This is a genomic window from Amaricoccus sp. (assembly GCF_036846665.1).
Lineage (GTDB): Bacteria > Pseudomonadota > Alphaproteobacteria > Rhodobacterales > Rhodobacteraceae > Amaricoccus.
Genome location: NZ_DAIUBO010000051.1, coordinates 1 through 19,910 on the forward strand (window position 1 = coordinate 1; position 19,910 = coordinate 19,910).

The 19,910-nt window shown below is 71.1% G+C and carries 20 protein-coding genes; 14 read left to right on the plus strand and 6 right to left on the minus strand.

Annotated features, from left to right (window positions below; translation table 11 throughout):
* The 4 genes from V7050_RS07035 to V7050_RS07050 form a co-directional block, all read left to right on the plus strand.
* Positions 1–513: hypothetical protein (locus V7050_RS07035; protein ID WP_324410419.1), on the plus strand; the 513-nt coding region annotated here is incomplete at its 5' end.
* A 95-nt stretch (positions 514–608) separates the two neighbouring features.
* The gene (locus V7050_RS07040) at positions 609–1,091 is read left to right on the plus strand and encodes an RNA polymerase sigma factor (RefSeq protein WP_324374296.1); all 483 of its coding nucleotides are present in this window, start codon (positions 609–611) and stop codon (positions 1,089–1,091) included.
* Positions 1,079–1,825, plus strand: a complete 747-nt coding sequence (locus V7050_RS07045) for a hypothetical protein (RefSeq protein ID WP_324365197.1) — start codon at positions 1,079–1,081, stop codon at positions 1,823–1,825. The genes V7050_RS07040 and V7050_RS07045 overlap by 13 nt, the downstream gene beginning before the upstream one ends.
* Positions 1,826–2,066: 241 nt before the next feature.
* Positions 2,067–4,535, plus strand: coding sequence for a hybrid sensor histidine kinase/response regulator (locus V7050_RS07050; protein WP_324365198.1), 2,469 nt, complete (start codon positions 2,067–2,069; stop codon positions 4,533–4,535).
* On the opposite strand, the gene V7050_RS07055 is transcribed toward V7050_RS07050, so the two are convergent.
* The 3 genes from V7050_RS07055 to denD all read right to left on the minus strand — a co-directional run bounded on the left by V7050_RS07055 (position 4,493) and on the right by denD (position 8,084).
* A complete protein-coding gene (locus V7050_RS07055; protein WP_324365199.1) occupies positions 4,493–5,446 on the minus strand; it encodes a DUF2950 domain-containing protein in 954 nt (317 codons plus the stop codon). The genes V7050_RS07050 and V7050_RS07055 overlap by 43 nt on opposite strands.
* 29 nt (positions 5,447–5,475) lie before the next feature.
* Positions 5,476–7,020 carry a DUF3300 domain-containing protein gene (locus V7050_RS07060; protein WP_324365200.1) on the minus strand — a complete coding sequence of 515 codons (1,545 nt, stop codon included), beginning with the start codon at positions 7,018–7,020 and terminating at the stop codon, positions 5,476–5,478.
* A gap of 92 nt (positions 7,021–7,112) precedes the next feature.
* The gene (gene denD, locus V7050_RS07065) at positions 7,113–8,084 is read right to left on the minus strand and encodes a D-erythronate dehydrogenase (protein WP_324365201.1); all 972 of its coding nucleotides are present in this window, start codon (positions 8,082–8,084) and stop codon (positions 7,113–7,115) included.
* Between the two features lie 101 nt (positions 8,085–8,185).
* Between denD and V7050_RS07070 the strand changes: the two genes are divergently transcribed.
* The 7 genes from V7050_RS07070 (at position 8,186) to V7050_RS07100 (ending at position 14,685) form a co-directional block, all read left to right on the plus strand.
* Positions 8,186–9,589: an FAD-binding oxidoreductase gene (locus tag V7050_RS07070; RefSeq protein WP_324365202.1), complete on the plus strand. Its 1,404-nt coding sequence runs from the start codon at positions 8,186–8,188 to the stop codon at positions 9,587–9,589.
* A 51-nt stretch (positions 9,590–9,640) separates the two neighbouring features.
* On the plus strand, positions 9,641–10,504 hold the full coding sequence (locus tag V7050_RS07075; protein WP_324365203.1) for a DMT family transporter: 864 nt from the start codon (positions 9,641–9,643) through the stop codon (positions 10,502–10,504).
* Between the two features lie 162 nt (positions 10,505–10,666).
* Positions 10,667–11,782, plus strand: coding sequence for a hypothetical protein (locus V7050_RS07080; RefSeq protein WP_324365204.1), 1,116 nt, complete (start codon positions 10,667–10,669; stop codon positions 11,780–11,782).
* A 10-nt stretch (positions 11,783–11,792) separates the two neighbouring features.
* On the plus strand, positions 11,793–12,308 hold the full coding sequence (locus tag V7050_RS07085) for a flavodoxin domain-containing protein (RefSeq protein WP_324365205.1): 516 nt from the start codon (positions 11,793–11,795) through the stop codon (positions 12,306–12,308).
* Positions 12,309–12,386: 78 nt separating this feature from the next.
* Complete coding sequence (locus V7050_RS07090) at positions 12,387–13,157, plus strand: SDR family NAD(P)-dependent oxidoreductase (protein WP_324365206.1); 771 nt, start codon at positions 12,387–12,389, stop codon at positions 13,155–13,157.
* On the plus strand, positions 13,154–14,071 hold the full coding sequence (locus V7050_RS07095; protein ID WP_324365207.1) for a 2-dehydro-3-deoxygalactonokinase: 918 nt from the start codon (positions 13,154–13,156) through the stop codon (positions 14,069–14,071). Before V7050_RS07090 ends, V7050_RS07095 begins: the two co-directional genes overlap by 4 nt.
* Positions 14,068–14,685 carry a 2-dehydro-3-deoxy-6-phosphogalactonate aldolase gene (locus V7050_RS07100; protein WP_324365208.1) on the plus strand — a complete coding sequence of 206 codons (618 nt, stop codon included), beginning with the start codon at positions 14,068–14,070 and terminating at the stop codon, positions 14,683–14,685. Before V7050_RS07095 ends, V7050_RS07100 begins: the two co-directional genes overlap by 4 nt.
* A gap of 222 nt (positions 14,686–14,907) precedes the next feature.
* Here the strand turns inward: V7050_RS07100 and V7050_RS07105 are convergent, their stop codons facing one another.
* Positions 14,908–16,461: a trimethylamine methyltransferase family protein gene (locus tag V7050_RS07105; protein ID WP_324365209.1), complete on the minus strand. Its 1,554-nt coding sequence runs from the start codon at positions 16,459–16,461 to the stop codon at positions 14,908–14,910.
* A 134-nt stretch (positions 16,462–16,595) separates the two neighbouring features.
* A complete protein-coding gene (locus V7050_RS07110; protein WP_324365210.1) occupies positions 16,596–17,078 on the minus strand; it encodes an autoinducer binding domain-containing protein in 483 nt (160 codons plus the stop codon).
* A gap of 138 nt (positions 17,079–17,216) precedes the next feature.
* Here V7050_RS07110 and V7050_RS07115 point away from each other — a divergent pair, with 138 nt between their 5' ends.
* From V7050_RS07115 to V7050_RS07125, 3 genes are all read left to right on the plus strand, one after another.
* Complete coding sequence (locus tag V7050_RS07115; protein ID WP_324365211.1) at positions 17,217–17,813, plus strand: helix-turn-helix transcriptional regulator; 597 nt, start codon at positions 17,217–17,219, stop codon at positions 17,811–17,813.
* Positions 17,814–17,931: 118 nt separating this feature from the next.
* The gene (locus tag V7050_RS07120; protein ID WP_324365212.1) at positions 17,932–18,540 is read left to right on the plus strand and encodes an acyl-homoserine-lactone synthase; all 609 of its coding nucleotides are present in this window, start codon (positions 17,932–17,934) and stop codon (positions 18,538–18,540) included.
* Between the two features lie 209 nt (positions 18,541–18,749).
* Positions 18,750–19,169, plus strand: coding sequence for a helix-turn-helix transcriptional regulator (locus V7050_RS07125; RefSeq protein ID WP_324365213.1), 420 nt, complete (start codon positions 18,750–18,752; stop codon positions 19,167–19,169).
* Between the two features lie 134 nt (positions 19,170–19,303).
* Here V7050_RS07125 and V7050_RS07130 read toward each other — a convergent pair.
* On the minus strand, positions 19,304–19,910 hold a 607-nt coding region (locus tag V7050_RS07130; protein ID WP_324410421.1), incomplete at its 5' end, for an NAD(P)-dependent oxidoreductase.

Sequence of the window (19,910 nt, forward strand, 5' to 3'; positions counted from 1 at the left end):
GCGCCCGCCGATCCCGCCGCCGATCCCGCCACCGGTCGCATCGCCGCCATCGCCGTCGTTGCCGGCGTTCCCGTTGCCGTTGCCGTCGTTCCCCTCGCCCTTGCCGCCGTTGCCGTCGTTGCCGTCGCCGCCGTCTCCGCCACCGCCATGGCCGTCGCCGCCGGTGTTCCCGCTGCCGTCGCCCTTGCCGCCATGGCCGTTGTCGCCGTCGCCCTCGCCTCGACCACCATGATCGTGATCGTCGTCGCGATCGTGATCGTGATCGTGATCGTCGTCGTGATCATGATCATGATCGTCGTCATGGTCGTCGGCGCCCCGGGCATGCGCCGCGGCGAGGTCGACACGCCAGCCGTCCGGGCCTTCGGGATTTCGCGGAGCGCCGAACGACAGGACCGCAAGACAGGCGGCGAATGCCAGCACAATACGACTCATGAGACCACCTCTCCTCCCGGCGGCATCATGCAATCCGGCCGCCACAGGATGCAAGTTGCTGAAGCCCGCCGATTTTCGTAGCATGCGGCCGGTCGGGCCCGGTGGATTGCCGGGCTCCGACGTCGAGGGGGGACACGGGGCTGGACAGCAGGTTCCAGAGCGAGCTGGTCGATCTCGTGCCGCGGCTGCGGCGCTTCGCCTATGCGCTGACGGGCTCGGGCGACGCCGGCGACGACCTGGTGCAGACCGCCTGCGAGCGCGCGCTGCGCCACGCCGACCAGTTCCGTCCCGGCACGCGCATGGACAGCTGGATGTTCCGCATCATGCAGAATCTCTGGCTCGACGACCGCCGCCGCCAGAAGGTGCGCGGCACCCGCGTCGATCCCGAGCGCACCGAGCTCTCCGACGACGGCCAGAGCGCGCGGCGGCTCGACGACCGGCTGACCCTCGCCCGGATCCGGGATGCCGTCGACCGGCTGCCGGACGACCAGCGGGCGGTGCTCGTCCTCGTCGCCATCGAGGGGCTGAACTACCGCGAGACCGCCGAGGTGCTGGACCTGCCGATGGGCACCGTCATGAGCCGCCTCTCGCGCGCCCGCAGCCGGCTGCTCGACATCATGGACACGCCGCCGGAGGAGGCTCGGGCATGGGCGCGCTGAGCGGGCCCGAGCGGCTCGCCGCCTATGTCGACGGCGCGCTGGAGCCGGAAGACGCGGCGCGGGTGGTGATGCTTCTCGCGGACAGCGCGGAGGACCGCCGGCAGGTCGATGCGCTCAACGAGCTGAACCGGCTGCTGGCGGCGGCCTATGCCGCACCGCTCGCGGAGCCGGTTCCCGAGCGCATCCGCCGGGTGCTGGCGCCTACGCCGCCCCCGAGCGGCGCCCGCCTGCCCGAATCGCTCCGCGGCTGGCTGGCGCCGGCGGGATTGCTCGCGGCGGCGGCGGGGCTCGCGCTCGTGATCGGGGTGTCGATCGGCACCTGGACCTCGGGCCCTGGGCAAAGCGAGGTCGGGCCGGTCGCCGGCGATCTTCACGCGGTGCTCGAAGAGGTGCCCAGCGGGGACAGCGTGGCGCTGGAGACCGGGCGCGAGATCACCATGATCGCGACCTTCCGCGACGGCGCGGGGCGCTATTGCCGGGAATTCGAGGCGCTCGACGGCGAGTCCGCGCAATTCTCGCGCGGCATCGCCTGCCGCGACGGACCGGCGGCCTGGATCGTGGCGGTCATGGTTTCCGAACCGCTGGAGACCCCGGGCGATGAACTCGGCGGCTACCTGCCCGCGGCCGGCACCACCGATGCCGCCCTGACCGGCGCCCTCGACGCGCTCGGGGCCGGCCCGAGCCTCGGCCCCGCGGCGGAACGGGCGCTGATCGGGTCGGGCTGGGCCGAGTGACGGCCCCTCCGGCCCCGTGTCATCGGGCCGCCACATCGCGCCCGCCGACCGGCAATATCCATTGACGCTCCCGGCCCGAACGGGATAACAGCATTTGCCTACAACCTTAGATTGTTTCGCGCCGCGGCGAAGTCGCTTCTTTACAGAGTCGATCTAGAGAGGGGCGCGGCGGCTGCGTCCCGGGCGCGCTGGCCGGGCGGGCGAAGCGGATCGGGGCCGGAGCGATGACGTCGGGGAAGGGATGAGCGAGAACCGGAAAACGCGCAGACCCGCGGGCCAGCCCGCCGCGGCCTCCTTCGTTCCGCTCGCGCTCGCGGTGGCGGTGATCCTCGTCGTGGGCGTCATCACCGAGATGAAGAGCCGCGACCTCGCCCGCCACATCCAGCGGACCGGGACGGGCATCGTGCTCGAGGATCTGCGCACCGATCTCGAGGAGGCGGTCGGCGACCAGCTCGACGTGCTCGCGCGGCTCGCCGGCACCCTCTCCGCGACCCCGGCCATGTCCGAGGCGCGCTTCATGGAGGTGGCGCGCGCGCTGCAGGGCAAGACCGCGGCGATAGGGGCGCTCGCGGCCTCCTGGGAGGACGGCCGGATCCAGGTCTGGACCCAGGCGGGCGGACTGGCGCCGCGTCTGAGGGAGGTGCTGGAGCACATGTCTTCCGGCGAATCCGGCACCGCCAGCATCCCGCTCGGAGCGGCGCCGGCGCTGGTGATCTGGTCCCCGATCAAGACCGCGACGCCCGAGGGCGGCGAGGAATTCTGCGGCCATGCGGTGGCGGTGATCGACCGGGGCCAGCTCTTCGAGGCCGCGGGGCTCGACGCGCAATCCGGCAAGCTCGACCTCGCGCTCGTCGAAGCCGAGCCGCATGGCGGGGCGCCGGGGCGCGCGCTCCTCTTCGGCGATGCCCAGGTCCTGGGACGCGACCCGGTCACCACCAGCGTCGCGATGCCCGGCGGCGCCTGGACCCTCGCGGCGGTGCCGAGCGGGGGCTGGAGCGTGACCCCCGGCGCGGTCTGGCCGATCCGGCTGCTCACGCTGCTCTCGATCGGCCTCGTCGCCGTTCCCATGCTGCGCACGCGCGCCCTGATCGCCGAGCGCCACGCGCATGTGGCGCAGCTCAAGAGCCGCAAGAACGAGCTGCAGCGCCTGTCCCAGCGGCTCGGGCTGGCGCTCGACGCCTCGCGCGTGGGCGTCTGGGACTTCAACATCGACACCAGCGAGCTCATCTGGGACGCACGGATGGACGAGCTCTACGGCATGCCCGCCGACGGCCGCCCCCGGACCTACGAGGACTGGCGCTCGCGGCTGCACCCCGATGACCTCGCGCGCGCCGAGGCCGAATTCGCCACCTGCATCGGCGGCGACGGCAGGTATCGCTCGGACTTCCGCCTCATCCTGCCCGACGGCGCGATCCGCCATATCCGGGCGACCGCCTCGACCCATCGCGGCAGCGACGGCGATCTCAATCTCATCGGCGTCAACTGGGACGTGACCGCCGACGTGGAGCACCGCGTCGAGATCGAGGCGCGGCGCCGCGAGGCCGAAGCCGCCACCCAGGCCAAGTCGCAGTTCCTCGCCACCATGAGCCACGAGATCCGCACGCCGATGAACGGCGTGATCGGCATGCTCGACCTGCTGCTGCGCTCCGATCTCGACACCCAGCAGCGCGAGCGCACGAGCGTGGCGCGCAAATCGGCCGAGCACCTGCTCTCGCTGCTCAACGACGTGCTCGACCTCTCCAAGCTCGAGGCCGACCGGGTCACGCTGGAGGCCGGCGCGATCAACCCCTCGCAGATCGCCCGCGACGTGGTCATCCTGATGTCGGCGGTGGCCGAGGAACGCGGGCTGAGGCTCTTCATGAGCCTCGACGGCGACGTGCCGGAATGGGTGCGGGGCGATCCGACCCGCCTGCGCCAGATCCTGACCAATCTCGTGGGCAACGCGCTGAAGTTCACCGACGCGGGCAGTGTCGAGCTGCGCCTCGGCTTCGACGCCCGCGGCGGCGGCGCCCTCTCGGTCGCGGTCCGCGACACCGGCATCGGCATTCCCGAATCCACCCGCGCCGAGCTCTTCACCCGCTTCGCGCAGCTCGAATCCGGCAAGCGCGGCGGCACCGGGCTCGGCCTCGCCATCTGCAAGCAGCTCGTGGAGCTGATGGGCGGCGAGATCACGGTCGACAGCGTCGAGGGCCTCGGCAGCACCTTCCGCTTCTGGATCCCCGCGCCGCCCGCCGCCTCGCCCGAAGCCGTCGCCGAGTCGCAGGAGCCGCGGATCGTCCCCCGTCCGCCCGCCGGCCGCCGGACCGCGCGCATCCTCGTCGCCGAGGACAACGCGACCAACCAGAAGGTGCTGCTCGCCTATCTGGAGATGGCCGGGCATGACGCGCATCTGACCCCGAACGGCGCGGGGGCCGTGGCCGCGGCGCAGGCGCGCCACTACGACCTCGTGCTCATGGACATCCAGATGCCGGTGCTCGACGGCATCGAGGCCACCCGCCGGATCCGTGCCCTGGAAGGCACCGCGTCCCGGTTGCCGATCATCGCGCTGACCGCCAATGCCGAGCCCGGCGACCGCGAGCGGTTCCTCGCGGCCGGGATCGACGACTATCTCACCAAGCCGGTTTCGATGACCGCGCTCTTCGAGGCGATCGGCCGCGCGCTCGAGGGCTATTCCGCCTCGACCGGCGCCCAGGCCTCGCCCGGATCGTAGCTCTCGATCGCGCCGGCGACCTCGAGCGTCTCCTCGCCGAGATCGGCCTCGTAGATCACGCCGTTCTCCCCCACCATGAAGCTCATCACGCCGGTCTCGCCATAGGCGGCCGGATAGGCGAGCAACGCATGGCCGGCCAGCATGTGCCCGCCCACCATGTAGTCGAAGGCGCCGCCGGGGGCCTCCGGCCCCTGGCGGGTGAGCACCCGGTAATAATAGCCCAGATAGGGGTCGGCCTCGAGATCCTCCTCGCCCACGCTGTAGCCGTCGGCCGAGGCCCGCGCCATGAAATCGCCCACCGGGCTCTCCGGCGCGCCCGGCTCCGGCGGCCAGTAGAGGCCGTCCCGGGTGCCCGGCGTGCTGAGGATGCCGGCGGCGAAGGTCCTGAGCCCGTCGTCATCCGGATCCGAGGCGCGATAGTCGGCCTGCGCCCGGACATAGCCCCCCATCAGGTCGATCACGTCGAGCTCGTTCTGGCCGATCCGGCGCAGCAGCACCTCCTCGCGCCCGGCCTCGGCGTCGAACCGCCAGCCGGCCTCGGTCCCGACGAGCGGGATCGGGAAGGGCCAGAGCGTGCGGCCGACTTCCAGTGTCGCCGTGGCGCCGTCGACGACGATCCGGCTCATGGCGCGCTGGTTGCCGAGGAACTCGCTCCAGACCTCCCGGTCCTCGGCGTCGTTTCCCGTCAGGATCACGTCCTCGCTCTCCGGCCCGAAGATCGCGACCAGCTCGTCCCGGTCCGCCGCCTCCAGCGTCGCGATCAGGGCCGAAACCGCCGCCTCGGGCGTCTCGAAGATCAGGGCTTCGGCGGCGGCCGCGCGCGGCAGCGCCAACGCCAGCGTCGCGGCCCCGAGCAGCAGCGCCGCGAGATGCGGGCCGCGCCGGGTGCGCCTCAGGGTCGGATGGGTCATGGTCGCAGCGCCTCTCTCGAACATCCGTGTCACCGCCTCTTCCGCTTGGTGTGGCTCTTTCCGCCGCGCCTCGATGCCGCCTTCGCCTTGCCACCGCCGGAGCGCTGATTGAGCGCCGAGTGCTTCTTCGGCGATTTCTTGGCCGCGGGCCTCTTCGCCTGCTTCGCCTTGGCCGCGCCGCCCGGCCGGGCGGCGGCCGTCTTCTTCGCCGCAGGGCGCTTCGGCTTGGCCGCCGGTTTCGGCTTCTTGCCGGCCGCCTGCTTCGCCCTGGAGTTCGCCGGCAGCTTCGATTTCGCCGCGCTCGCGGTCCCCCGGTCGGCCGCCTGCTTGGTCCGCTTCTTGCCCTCCGCCGTCGGCCTGAGCGCCGAGACCTCGGCCGCGGGCTTCTTGCCCGGCGGGCGCTTCGCCTGCGACGCCTTCAGCTTCTCGCGCGCGCCGCTCCTGTCGAGGGAAGCGGCCCCGCCGCCGCGGCCCTTCAGCTTCTCGGCGTCCCGCCTCTGCTTCGGCGTCGCGCTGCCGGGCTCGCGCGCGGCGATCTTGTCCCGGGCCTCCCGCTTGCGCCGCTCGTCGGGCTTCCAGCGCCCGTCGTCGTCGAGCCGGACGCTGTCGCGGTCGATGTCGCCGATCCGCTCGCGGTCGAGGTTCACCCGGTCCCGGTCGATCCGGTTCGTGCGATCGCCGAGATCGACGTTGGTGATGCGGTCGCGGTCGATGTTGACGTCGCCGTCGACGTTGATGCCCGGCCGCGGATAGAAGGCGTCGTTGTCCCAGTCGACGACCGGCGGGCCGCGCCAGTAATCGTCCCAATCGTCGTCGTCGTCGAAGATCTCGCTGAGGATCATCGCGCTGCCGAAGGCGATCGCCCCGGTGGCCAGCGCGTTTCCGGTCGAGAAGCCCGTCCCCTCGGTGACCACCATCGGCGCGGTCCCGACCGGCGCCGGCGCGAAGGCCTGCGCCGGCTCGTAGCTCGGAACGTAGACCACCTCCGGATCGGCCGGCGCGATGCTGACCTGGTCGTCCTCGACCTCCACGAGCTGCGCCTCGTTGCTGGTGAGCGAGCCGTTCGCCATCGCCAGCGTGCGCATGCGCTGCACCGCATCGAGCACGTCGTCGGTCTGGGTCAGCGTCGCCTCGCCGAGCTGCTCGGTCCAGTCGATCTCCGCCGCCATGCGCTGCACCACGGTCGGGAAGCCGGCCGCGAGCACCTGGACGCTCGGATCCCAATCCTCGGCCTCGGCGAGGGCGGCGCGCTCCTTGTCGTCCACCTCGGCATTGTCGCCGATGAACCGGTCGGCCTTGACCAGGTCGAGCGGATAGGTCGAGGCCACGAAGACCTGCGCCAGCAGCGCATCGGGGTAGAGCGCGACCGGGGCGACCAGATCGTCGAGCTCCTCTTCCCCGAGCAGCGGTTCCTCCGCCTCCGCGGCCGCGTCGGCCGCCTCGGCGCCGACGGCTTCCGCCTGCACCGCCTCGTCACCCGTCGCCGCGTCCTGGGCGCGCGCCGTTCCCGGAAAGGCCGCGAGAAGGGCCGCCGCCACGACCCAGCCGGCCGCCTCCATCGAAGCCGAACCCATGGCCCTCTCCCTCGACCGCCGGCGCCGCGCGCCACCAACGGGAAGCATACAGGGCGACGAACCCATTGTCTTCTATGAATTCGTCCCGTGGCTCAGGCGCCGATGCGGCCGCCGAGCTCGTCCTCCACATGCGCCGCGACGATGGCATCGAAGGAGGCATCGGCGGCAAAGCCCAGCGCGATCGCCCGCCTTGCATCGAAGCGCGCCGGCCAGCCGGCGACGATGCGCGCGATCACCGGGTCGGGCGCGCGGCGGATCAGCGCCACCGCCCCGTCCCCCGCCACCCGGCGCAGCGCCTCGATCTGCTCGCCCACCGTCGCGGAGACGCCGGGCATGGTCAGATTGCGCCGCTGCCCGACCCTTTCGAGGTCGAGCGTCATCGCATGGCGCAGGAAGCCCACCGCCGCGCGCGGGCTCGCATGCCAGTGCCGCACGCTCTCCTCGACCGGCAGCACCGCCTCCCTGCCGACGAGCGGCTCGCGCAGGATGCTGGAGAAGAAGCCCGAGGCGGCCTTGTTCGGCGCCCCCGGGCGCACGCAGATCGTGGGCAGCCGGATGCCGATCCCGTCGAAGACCCCGCGCCGGGAATGATCGGAGAGCAAGAGCTCGGCCATCGCCTTCTGGGTGCCGTAGCTCGTCAGCGGCGTCGGGTGGTATTCGTCGGGGATCGTGTCGGGAAAGGGCGCGCCGAAGACCGCGATCGACGAGGTGAAGACCAGGCGCGGCGTGTAGCCGGGCAGCATGCGGACCGCCTCGAAGAGATTGCGGGTCCCGTCGAAATTGATCCGGTAGCCCTTCTCGAAATCCGCCTCGGCCTCGCCCGAGACGATGGCCGCGAGATGGAAGATCACATCCGGCCGCGCCGCGACCGCCGCCGCCACCGCCGCCGCGTCGCCGAGGTCGAGGCGCGCCGTCTCGACCGCGCAGCCTGCCGCCTCCGGCGCCTTCGGCGGCACCACGTCGAGCAGGGTCAGCCGCTCCACCCCGGCCGCGGCATCGCCGGCCAGCGACGCCGCGAGCCTGGCGCCGAGCATTCCCGCCGCGCCGATGATCAGGACATGCATGGGCCCCTCCCCGGTTTCCCGCCACGGCTAGCATGGGCGAGCCTTGCCGGGCAATCGGCCCTCCGCTAGGCAGGGGTGCCAGGGGCGGCCGGGAGGGCGTGATGGAAGGATCGGAGCGGGCGCTCGTCGCCGAATTCGGACCCGGCTCGGTGCTGACCGATCCCGCGGACATGGCGCCCTTCCTCGCCGGCTGGTTCCATACCGGGACCGGCGCCGCACTCGCGGTTCTGCGTCCCCGCGCGACCGAGGAGGTCCGCGCCATGGTGCGCGCCTGCGGCCGGCTCGGGCTCGGCATCGTGCCGCAGGGCGGCAATACCGGCCTGGTCGGCGGCGCCCTGCCCCAGGATCCGAAGCGCCATGTGGCGCTCTGCCTCGGGCGGCTCGACCGCATCCGCGCCATCGAGCCCGACGATTATTCCGCCGTCGTCGAGGCGGGCTGCATCCTGCAGACGGTCAAGGACGCGGTCGCCGGGCACGATCTCTTCCTGCCGCTCTCGATCGGCGCCCAGGGCACCAGCCAGATCGGCGGCGTCGTCTCGACCAATGCCGGGGGCATCAACGTGCTGCGCTACGGCATGATGCGCGAGCAGGTGCTGGGGCTCGAGGTCGTGCTCGCCGACGGCAGCCTCTGGGACGGGCTGCGCACCCTGCGCAAGAACAACACCGGCCCGGACCTCAAGCAGCTCTTCATCGGCGCCGAGGGCACCTTCGGCATCGTGACCGCCGCCGCCCTGCGGCTCGTGCCGCGCCCGGCCACGCGCGCGAGCGCACTCATCGGCCTGCCCGACCTCGAGGCGACGATGCGCACCTTCCACCTGGCGCGGCGCGCCTGCTCGGACCTGCTCTCGGCCTTCGAATTCCTGATGCCGCCCGCCATGGAGATCGCCGTCGCCGCCCAGGCCGACGCGCCGGAGCTGGCGAGCCCGGCGGCGGTCTACGCGCTGATCGAGCTCGCCGCCCCCGGCCCGGTGGACCTCCAGGCGCTGCTCGAGGGCTTTCTCGCCGAGGCCGCCGAGGCGGGCCTCGTCGAGGACGGCATCCTCGCCACGAGCGAGGCGCAGGCGCAGCGGATCTGGGCGCTGCGCGAATCGGTCAACGAGGGCCAGGCGCGCATGGGCCGCTCCCTGGGCAGCGACGTCTCGGTCCGCCTCTCGGCCCTGCCGCGCTTCGTGCGCGAGGCCTGCGCCGAGATCGAGGCGGCCGTGCCGGGCGCCCGCGCCGTCGCCTACGGCCATTTCGGCGACGGCAACGTGCATCTCAATGTCTTCCCCCCGACCGGAGCCGGGGCCGCGCCCGCCGGCGAGGCCCTCGCCCGTGCCAAGGCGGTCCTGAACGCCTGCGTCGACCGTCACGGCGGCAGCATCAGCGCCGAGCACGGCATCGGCCGGCTGAAGCGCGCCGATTTCGATGCGCGCCTGCACGAGCCCGCCCGCACCATGCTGCGCGGGCTGAAATCGACCCTCGATCCGGACGGCAGGATGAACCCCGGCGCCCTGCATGTGTGACCGCCGTGGCGGGCATTCCCCCGCCGGACCCTCCCGCGCCGGAAGCGGGCAATGACGCCGCAGCGCCTCGGCATCCTGCTGGCGCTGCTCGGCATGCTGCTCTTCGCGCTCAACGACACGCTCGGGAAATGGCTCGTGGCGACCTATTCGGTCGGCCAGGTGATCCTGCTGCGCTCGCTCGCGGCGCTCGCGATCCTCGCGCTGATGCTCTGGCGCAACCGCATCCCGCTCCTGCCGGTCCACCGGCCGGGCCTGCAGCTCCTCCGCGTCTCCGCCTCGACCGCCGAACTGGTGTGCTTCTATCTCGCGGTCGCGGTCCTGCCGCTCGCCGACGTGCTGACCTACTGGCTGGCGGCGCCGATCTATGTCGCCGCGCTCTCGCCCTGGGCGCTCGGCGAAAGCGTCGGCCCCTGGCGCTGGGGAGCGATCCTGCTCGGCTTTCTCGGCGTGCTGGTGGCGCTGCGGCCGGGCGGGGGCATCGCGCCGGCGGTGGCGGTCTCGCTGCTCGGCAGCCTCGCCTATGCGACCATGGTGCTCACGGCCCGCGCCCTGCGCGCCACGCCGGACACCGCGCTCGTGTTCTGGCAGACCCTCGGCGCGGCCCTGGCGGGCCTGGTCGTCGCGCCCTTCGCCTGGGTCCCGACGCCGCCGGGGGATCTCGGGCTGCTGGCGCTGCTCGGCATCGTCGCCATGGGCGGGCATCTCGCGATCGCGCGCTCGCTCAAGCTCGCCGATGCCGCGACCATCACCCCGATCCAGTACACGCTGCTCTTCTGGGGCATCCTCTTCGGCTGGATCGTCTTCGACGACATGCCCGACGGCGCCATGCTGGCCGGCGCGGCCATCATCGTGGCCTCGGGCCTCGTGATCTGGTTCCGCGAGACCCGCGCCCGCCGCAGGGCATTGCGGATGTGAGGGGGGGCCAGTCGCGGGAACGTCATCCGGCGACGCCGCCCGCTCTGCCCGCGCCGAGGGCGATCCCCCATGCCACCACCCCGCCGGGGCCGGGCGCCGCACTTGCCAAGCCGCGCCTCACGGCCGAAGATCGGCGCCGTCAAAGCTCGAGGAGGGGATGCGATGATCCGTGCAGTTCTGCTCGCCCTGCTGGCCTTCGCCGCCCCCGCGCTGGCCCAGGACGAAAACGACGTCTTCCGCCTCGGCGACGACATCTATGTCGCCGGCGGCACGCTCAGCCTCGATACCGAGGGCATCGACGACGCCTTCGCGGCCGGGGAGAACATCGACCTGCGGGCGCCGATCACCGGCTCGGCCTGGCTCGCGGGTCGCCGGGTGGCCACCCATGCCGAGGTCGCGGGCATGCTCGTCGCGAGCGGCGCGGACGTGGCCGCCTCGGCGCCGGTCGGCGGCGACGCGATGCTGATGGGCTACGACGTTTCCGTCGCGGCCGCGGTCGGCGGCGACCTGCGCGCGGCCGCCCGCCACCTCAAGCTCGACGCGCCGGTCGGCGGCACGGCGCTCCTCGCCGCCGATACCGTGGAAATCGACGCGGCGATCGCCGGCGACGTGGCGATCACCGCCAATGTGGTCGAATTCGGGCCCGGCGCCAGCATCGGCGGCCGGCTGAAGCTCGCCACCGGCGAGGACGAGCCGGTGGTCCCGGAATCGGTGATCCCGCCCGACCGCATCGAGCGCCACGCGCTGACCGAAGACCTCCAGATCCTGCCCGAGCGCGGCCCCCGCGACTGGATGGCGATCGCCACGGGCGCGGCGATCGGGGCGCTGATCCTGACCATCCTCGTCACCCTGCTCAGCCTGATCGCGCCGGCGGGGGTCGAGCGGCTCGCGCGCATCGCCGCGGACCGGCCCTGGCGCACCTTCGGCATGGGCTTCCTCGCGCTCGCGGTCCTGGTCGGATCGGCCATCCTGCTCGCCCTGACGATCCTCGGCCTGCTCGCCGCGCCGGTCGTCCTGCTGGCGGCCTTCGGCTTCGCCTTCCTCGGCTACCTCATCGGGGTCTGGATGGTCGGGCGCGGGACCTGGGGCTGGATCGGGCTGCTCGAGCCCGACACGCTCGGCGAGCGGTTCCTGACCGCGCTGATCGGCGCGGTGATCGTCGGTCTCGTGGCGCTGGTGCCCTTCCTCGCCTGGTTCGCGGTGCCGGCCCTGACGCTGCTCGGGCTCGGCGCGCTGATCGTGGCCTGGCTGCATCCCGGCTTCGGCCACCCGGAGTGACGGGCGGCGCATGGAGATCCTGCTCGCCTATGTCACCGTCGAGGGCCTGACCCGCCGGGTCGCCGCGCGCATCGCCGAGATCGCGCGGGAGGCGGGGCATCTGGTGCATCTCGTCGACATCGCCGACGAGACCCTGACGCTCGCCGAGGGCACCGGGGCGGTGATCCTCGCCGCGCCGGTCCACGGCGGCGCCTATCCGCAGCGCTTCGAGAGCCTCGTGCGCGACTGGGCCGACCAGCTCACCTATACGCGGAACGCCCTGGTCTCGGTGGAGCCCGCGCTCGGGCGCGGCCGGGACCGCGACGCGGCGGAGGCCTGCGTCGCGCGGCTGAGCGCCGCGACCGGCTGGGTTCCCGCCCATCGGCACCATGTGGCGGAAGCGCCCGGCCCCGCCGATCTCGGCCCCGCCCGGCGCGCCCTCGGCTGGCTCGGCTTCGGCGGCCCCGAACAATCCGCCGACCCGACCGACTGGGCGGCGCTCGAACGCTTCACCCGCGGCTTCCTGGCCGAACTCGTGACGACCTGATCCGGCCCGCGCCCCGGCGTTCCCCGCCGAGGGTCCCGGTGCTAGAAGGAAGCCGCCTCTGCGCGCGGAGACCCGACGATGACGCGATACGCCACCTTTCACGACCTCGAGGGCCGCTCGGTCTTCATCACCGGCGGCGGATCCGGCATCGGCGCCGCGCTCACCGAAGGCTTCCTCGAACAGGGCGCCCGCGTCGCCTTCGTGCAGCGCTCCGACGCCGGCGATTTCGTCGCCGAGGCGAGCGCCCGCCACGGCAACACGCCGCTCTTCCTGCCCTGCGACATCGTCGACATCGCCGCCCTGCGCGCGGCCATGGCCAAGGCGGCCGAGCTGCACGGCCCCGTCACCGTGCTGGTCAACAACGCCGCCAACGACCAGCGCCGCGCCATCGAGGATTACACGGTCGAGGAATGGGACCACGCCCAGGCGATCAACCTGCGCCCGCATTTCTTCACCGCCCAGGCTGCCGCGCCCGGCATGAAGGCCGCCGGCGGCGGCTCGATCATCAATTTCTCCTCCGTCTCCTACTTGATGGGCAATGCCGGCTACCTCGCCTACATGACCGCCAAGGCCGCCATCACCGGGATGACCCGCGGCCTCGCCCGCGAACTCGGCCCCGACCGCATCCGGGCGAATGCGCTGGTGCCCGGCTGGGTGCTGACCAGGCGGCAGCGCGACCTCTGGGCCACGGAAAAGGCGCTCGCCGCGCATCTCGCCCGGCAATGCCTCAAGGAGCATCTCGTCGAGCGGGACATCGTCGAGGCCACGCTCTTCCTCGCCTCCGACGCCTCGCGCATGATGACCGGCCAGGCGATGGTGGTGGACGGCGGCGTCGTGGTCACCGGATGAACGGGGCCGCCTGGATCGCCGTCGACTGGGGCACCTCGAACCTGCGCGCCTGGGCGATCGGCGCCGACGGCGCCGTGCTCGACGTGGCCGCCTCCGACGACGGCATGGCCCGGCTCGGCCCCGGCGATTTCGAGCCCGCGCTCCTGCGGCTGGTCGGACCCTGGCTCGCGGAAGGCAGGGTGACCGAGGCGCTGGCCTGCGGCATGGTCGGCGCGCGCCAGGGCTGGACCGAGGCGCCCTATGCCGCCGTCCCCTGCCCGCCGCTGCATCCCGAGCGCTTCGTGCGCCCGGCGGTCGCCGACCCGCGGCTCCGCCTCCACATCCTGCCGGGGCTCTGCCAGCGCACGCCCTGGGACGTGATGCGCGGCGAGGAGACCCAGATCGCCGGCTTCCTCGCCGGCGAGCCGGATTTCGACGGCGTGCTCTGCCTGCCGGGCACCCACAGCAAATGGGCCCATGTCGGCGCCGGCGAGGTGGTGAGCTTCACCAGCTTCATGACCGGCGAGATCTTCGCCCTGCTCGCAAAGGCCTCGGTGCTGCGCCATTCCGTCGCCGACACCGGCTGGTCGGAGCCCGATTTCATCGAGGCCGTGGACGAGACCCTCTCCCGCCCCGAGCGCCTCGCCGCGCGGCTCTTCGGCCTGCGCGCCGAATCCCTGCTTGCCGATCTCGCCCCAGAGCGCGCCCGCGCCCGGCTCTCGGGCCTGCTGATCGGCGCCGAGCTCGCCGCCACGCGCCCCTACTGGCTGGGGCGCGACGTGGTCCTGATCGGCGCCGCCGGCCTCGCGGAGGCCTATCGCGCCGCGCTGGCGCATTGCGGGCTCGCGGCCCGGCAGGTCGCCGTCGCCGGCCTCACCCTCGCCGGGCTCGCCGCCGCGCATTCCGCCCTCGCCTCGACACGGAGCACCCCATGAGCCGCCGCCTGATCGCCATCCTCCGCGGCATCGATCCCGCCCGGGCCATCGAGACCGCCACCGCGATCGTCGAGGCCGGGATCGGCTGGATCGAGGTCCCGCTCAACTCGCCCGACCCCTTGCGCAGCATCGCCGCCATGCAGGCCGCGCTGGGGGATCGCGCGCGCATCGGCGCCGGCACCGTGCTCGCCCCCGAGGAGGTACGCCGGGTCGCCGATACCGGCGCGAGCTTCATCGTCTCTCCGAACTGCAATGCCCAGGTCATCGCGCGCACGAAGGAACTCGGCCTCGGCTCCTATCCCGGCGTCTTCACGCCCAGCGAATGCTTCGCCGCGCTCGATGCCGGCGCCGATGCGCTCAAGCTCTTTCCCGCCGGCATGGCCGGGCTCGAAGGGCTGAAGGCGATCCGCGCCGTCCTGCCCCGCGACACGCTGGTCTATGCCGTGGGCGGCGCGGCGCCCGCGAGTTTCGCCGACTGGAAGGCCGCGGGCGCCGACGGCTTCGGCCTCGGCTCCGCGCTCTTCCAGCCGGACTGGCCGCTGACACGCATCGCCCAGGCCACGGCGGCCGGCGTTGCCGCCTATGACGCCGCCTGGGGCACGCCGACCGCCTGACCCGCCATCACCTCGGCCTGCACCACCGTCCCGGGCACACCGCACGACAAAGGCCCGCCCTCCTGCCGGGGAACCCTGCCCGCGCTGACGCACGGGCGGGACGGCGAAGGCCTCGCGTTCGAGAGAGCGTATCGCGCATCGTGAAGACCAGGTTTACGCGAAACGCGTTCCCGCATGATATCAACCACATAGCCGGATGTGCGCGCGCGCACGAAGCCGGCTCTAGCCGAAGGCGTCCGGCTCCGAAGCCTTGCGCCGGGCGACATAGTCGTCGAGCCCCTCGGCGATGCCCGGGTCGATCGGCGGCGCCACGTATTCGGCGAGCATCTTCGCCACCCTCGCATTGGCGAGCTGCATCGAATCCTGGGCGCCGGCTTCGGCCCAGGTCTCGAAGGGCCGGTAGTCGAGCAGGTCCGAGCGCCAGAAGGCGGTCTTGAAATTCGCCTGCGTATGCTGGCAGCCGAGGTAATGGCCCCCCGGCCCCACCTCCCGGATCGCCTCCATGGCCTGGCCGTTCTCGCTGAGGTCGATGCCTTCGGCGATGGCATGCAGCACGCCGAGCTGATCGGCATCGAGCACGAATTTCTCGAAGGACGATACCAGCCCGCCCTCGAGCCAGCCGCAGGAATGCAGCATGAAGTTGACCCCGCCGAGCAGCGCGGCGTTGAGCGTGTTCGCGGTCTCGTAGGCGGCCTGGGCATCGGGCAGCTTGGAGCCGCAGAGCGCGCCCCCCGAGCGGAACGGCAGGTTCAGCCGCCGCGCGAGCTGGCCCGCGCCCCAGAGGATCTTGCTCGCCTCGGGCGTGCCGAAGGTCGGCGCCCCGGAGTTCATGTCGATCGAGGTCACGAAGGCGCCGAAGATCGCCGGGGCGCCGGGATTGACCAGCTGCGAATAGGCGACGCCGGTCATCGCCTCGGCGAGCACCTGCGTGAGCGTGCCGGCGACGCTCACCGGCGCCATGGCACCGCCGACGATGAAGGGCGAGACGATCACCCCCTGGCCGGCGCGGGCATAGACCTCGAGCGCGCCCATCATCGTGGAATCGAAGGTGAGCGGCGAGTTGATGTTGATGAGCGAGGTCATGTAGCAGTTCGGCCCGACGTTCTCGGCCCCGAAGAGGATCCGGCACATCTCCACCGAATCCTCGGCGCGCACCGGCTCGGTCACCGAGCCCATGAAGGGCTTGTCGGAGAGCGTCATATGCGCCAGCAGCATGTCGAGATGCCGCTTGTTCACCGCGATGTCGGTCGGCTCGCAGACCGTGCCGCCCGAATGGTGCAGCCATTTCGACATGTAGCCGAGCCGCACGAGGTTGCGGAAATCCGCGATCGTCGCATAGCGCCGCCCGCCCGCCATGTCGCGCACGAAGGGGGGGCCGTAGACCGGCGCCAGCACCAGGCTCTTGCCGCCGATCACCACGTTGCGCTCGGGGTTGCGGGCCATCTGGGTGTATTCCCGCGGCGCCGTGGCACAGAGCGAGCGCGCCAGCCCGCGCGGCAGATGCACCCGCTCGCCGCGCACGTCCGCCCCCGCCCCGCGCCAGAGCTCCAGCGCCGCCGGGTTGTCGGCGAAATTGACGCCGATCTCCTCCAGCACCGTCTCGGCATTGGCCTCGATGAGCGCCAGCCCCTCCTCGTCGAGGATCTCGTAGTTCGGGATCCGGCGACGGATATAGGGCGCCGCCTCGATCCTCGGCGCGGTGCGCTCGGCCCGCCGCGCCGCGCCGCCGCCCCGCCCGCGGCGGCTGCCCGACCCTGCTTCCGCGGTTTCACTCATAGGCACGTCCTCCCACACCAGCGACGGCGCGTCGCCCGACTCGCCTCCCGTCTAGCCGCCGCTTCCGGCCGCCGTCCGGTGGTTTCCGCCGCCACAGGCACCATCCGCGACATGTCCCGTCCGATACCCGCCCGTCAATGGGTCAGCTTGATCGAGAGCTCGGTGAGCGCGCGCTGGTCGCTCTCGTTGAGTTCGCCCAAGCCGGTTGTGGCGACATGCAGCGCGACGAGGATCTCCTCGAGCTCCTGCATCTCCGCATCGGTATATTCCCGGTCCGCTCGCGCGAAGCCCGAGATGCTGCGCGATCCGTCGATGACCACCGAGATCGAGGCGCCGTTCATAAGCCCGAAATCCTTGGCCGCCTCCAGCACGCCGTGGCTGTCGATCGCCTCGAGTTCGGACCAGCGGACCCGTCCCACGTTCTGCAGGCCCCAGTGCACCAGCGGGTCATGCACGACCATGCCCTTCGCCGAATAGTGATCCATCCAGCGCTTGGCGTAGGTCTGGAACAGATAGGTCGGTCGGGTGAAGCGGATATGCATCGCCACCGCGAAACCGGCCGGGCTGAGCCGGTCGATCTCGTGAAGCAGGGCCGCAATACTCGCCCGTTGCGTCATTTCCCCTCGCGGCTCGCGACATGGTTGCACGATCGCGATTACCGGCATAACCTCGCCGCGGGACGAAGGTAGTTGCTCCCGAGCGGCCGCGGAAGCCCGTTTGTTGAGAACTGGAAACGAATCGAGACGAGGAGCCTGATGAATCCGAACGAGATCGCTCCGCTCGCTCCCGCAGGCTTCTACGTCGCAATTCGTGTCGGCTACGCCTTCCCGATGGTCGAGCACAATTACCTGCCCGCGGCCTGGGTCCGCGAATACACCGTCAGCGGCCTGATCGTGCACGATCCGGCGATGGTCTGGGCCTATCGGAACTGCGGCATCACGCGGTGGGGCACGCTCGGCGCGAACGACAGCCAGGGCGTCCTCGAACTCGCCAGGACCCATGGGCTGAACTTCGGCGCGGTGGCGAGCTTCCTCGACGCCGGAGATGCCGGCCAGCGGTCCTTCGGCTTCTTCTTCAGGTCGGACCGCGAGTACAAGAACGACGAAATGCAACTTCTGAACGAAATGCTTATTCAGTCCCATTTGGCGCATGCGCGGCCGAGGAATTTGACTGCTGCCGAGTTGGAGACATTGAGCCTCGTGAAAAACGGGCTGCTCATGAAAGAAATAGCGTGCCTTCTCGGTATCTCCGAGAGCGCTATTAAGCAAAGGCTCAAGAGCGCCCGAGTCAAGTTGAATGCAAAAACTGGATCCCAGGCTGCTGCTCGAGCAACTATGCTCGGAATGATCTAGCCAGATTCCGACACCCCACTTAAGAAACACGATGCAGCTTTGTATCTGGTCGCATAACGACTATTAACAAGAGGTTGCATAGGGGCTTAAATCCACTCTCCACCTTGGAGAGTGAATCATGCACAACATTACCTTCGATTTTCTCGGCCAGCACCGGCACGGTTCGGCTTTTCACGAATATCTGCGCTTGCGCAAGGCGTTCTTCGTCGACGCGCTTCGGTGGGACATCCCGCATAACGACGACGTCGAAATGGACCAGTACGACAACCCCTGCGCGTATTATTCGCTGGTGCTCCGGCGCGGCGAGGTGATCGGCGGGGCGCGGATAATGCCGACCAGCGCCGTCTGGGGCCGACACACATACATGCTGCGAGACGCCCAGCAGGGACGGATCGACCAGATCCCGGCCGAAGTGCTGCAAGGCGACATCGCTTCGGACGAGGTCTGGGAATGCACCCGACTGGTCACCTCGGACCGGGTGCGGACGCAATCCGAACGCGCCGATTGTCTCGCCCTGATCGTCGAGGGCCTGATCGAGATCGCGAATCGCTTTGGCGGGATCGAGATGGTGACCCTGACGCGCCCTTCGCTGATGCGCGCATTGCGACAACTGGGCTTCGCCGTCAGCCAGGACGGCGGGTCCTACTTCAGCGAGGCCGACGGCCGCCGATATGCCGTCCTGCGCATGCCCGCGATGCGAACCTCGCATCTCATCGCCGCCGAATAGTCGTTATGCGGACCATGATTACGGGGCAGAACGGACCCGTCAGCCGCGTCGCGCGGTCTCGGACGCGAAGTCCTATACAATTGTACAGCTTTCTTATGGGCCCGCTTCCCGCTCTAGATGAAAACCGGAGCCTTTGGCGAGTTCTGGAAGCGAGTTGGTCCATGATGGCGAAGTCGGCCGGTGAAATCGATGCTTGGGTTGGCCGGCGAATGCGTCAGCGACGGGAGGCGCTCGGCATCAGCCAGGCCCGGCTCGCCCGGCATCTCGGTCTGACCTTCAGCCAGGTGCAGAAATACGAGAAGGGAACCAACCGTATCGGCGCCGGCAGGCTCTATCTTCTCGCGGGATTTCTCGGTGTGCCGGTGCAGTTCTTCTACGACGGCCTCGCCTCGCTTCCAGGGGCCGAGCCCTCCCCCGAGGATCCCGGCACGGAGCCGGACGAGATCATCGCCCTCGAGAGCGCCTATCGCTCCATCGCCGATCCCGAGACGCGCGACTCGCTGCTCGCCCTTGTCCGCTCGGTGGCGGAGACGGCGGCAGCGCCGAAGCTTCGCACGTTCGAGAGCCGCATCGCCGCCACCCCCCTTCCGACTTCCTTCGCCGACGACCGTCGCAGGGTCCGCAAATAGGCTGCCGAACCGGCCGCACAGGTCGCAAGGGGAAGGCCGTCAGTGCGCGAGGATTCGTTGGGATCCCCTCCGCATTCCCCGATCTGCTTCCTTGCACGCCCGCGCGGTGACGACGGTGCCGTCCCCGCGAGCGGTCACGCCTTGGGCGGCGCAGGCCGGTAGTGCTCGATGAGCGCCTGGAGTCCCTTCCGGCCGGCGCCGGCACCGGCGAGGCCGGCATAGAGGTCCCGGCAGAGTTCGGCGGCGGCAAGTCTTGCCGCATCCTCCGGCATGGCGGCGATGGCGATTTCCAGATCCTTGATGAAATGGTCGATGGTGAAGCTCACCTCGGCATTTCCGCCCACCATCCTCGGGCCGAGGCGCTGCATCAGCGGGCCGCTGGCGGTGCCTGTCGCGAGCACTTCCTGTAGCTTGGCGGGCGCCAGGCCGGAGGCTTCGGCGAAGGCAAGCGCCTCGGCGAGACCGAGCAGGATGCCCGCCACCGCGATCTGGTTGCCGGCCTTGGCGATCTGGCCGGCGCCGGCGGCGCCCATCGCGAAGATCCGGCTGCCCATCACCTCGAGCAGCGGTCGCACCGCCGCGAGCGCAGCCGGCGCGCCGCCGACCATGAAGGTGAGCGTCCCCGCCTCGGCCCCCGGCGCGCCGCCGGTGACGGGGGCATCCAGCGCCATGACGCCCCGGCCGGCCGCCTCGGCGCCGCCCCGGCGGGCCACGTCCGGCGAGGAGGTGGTCATGTCGACC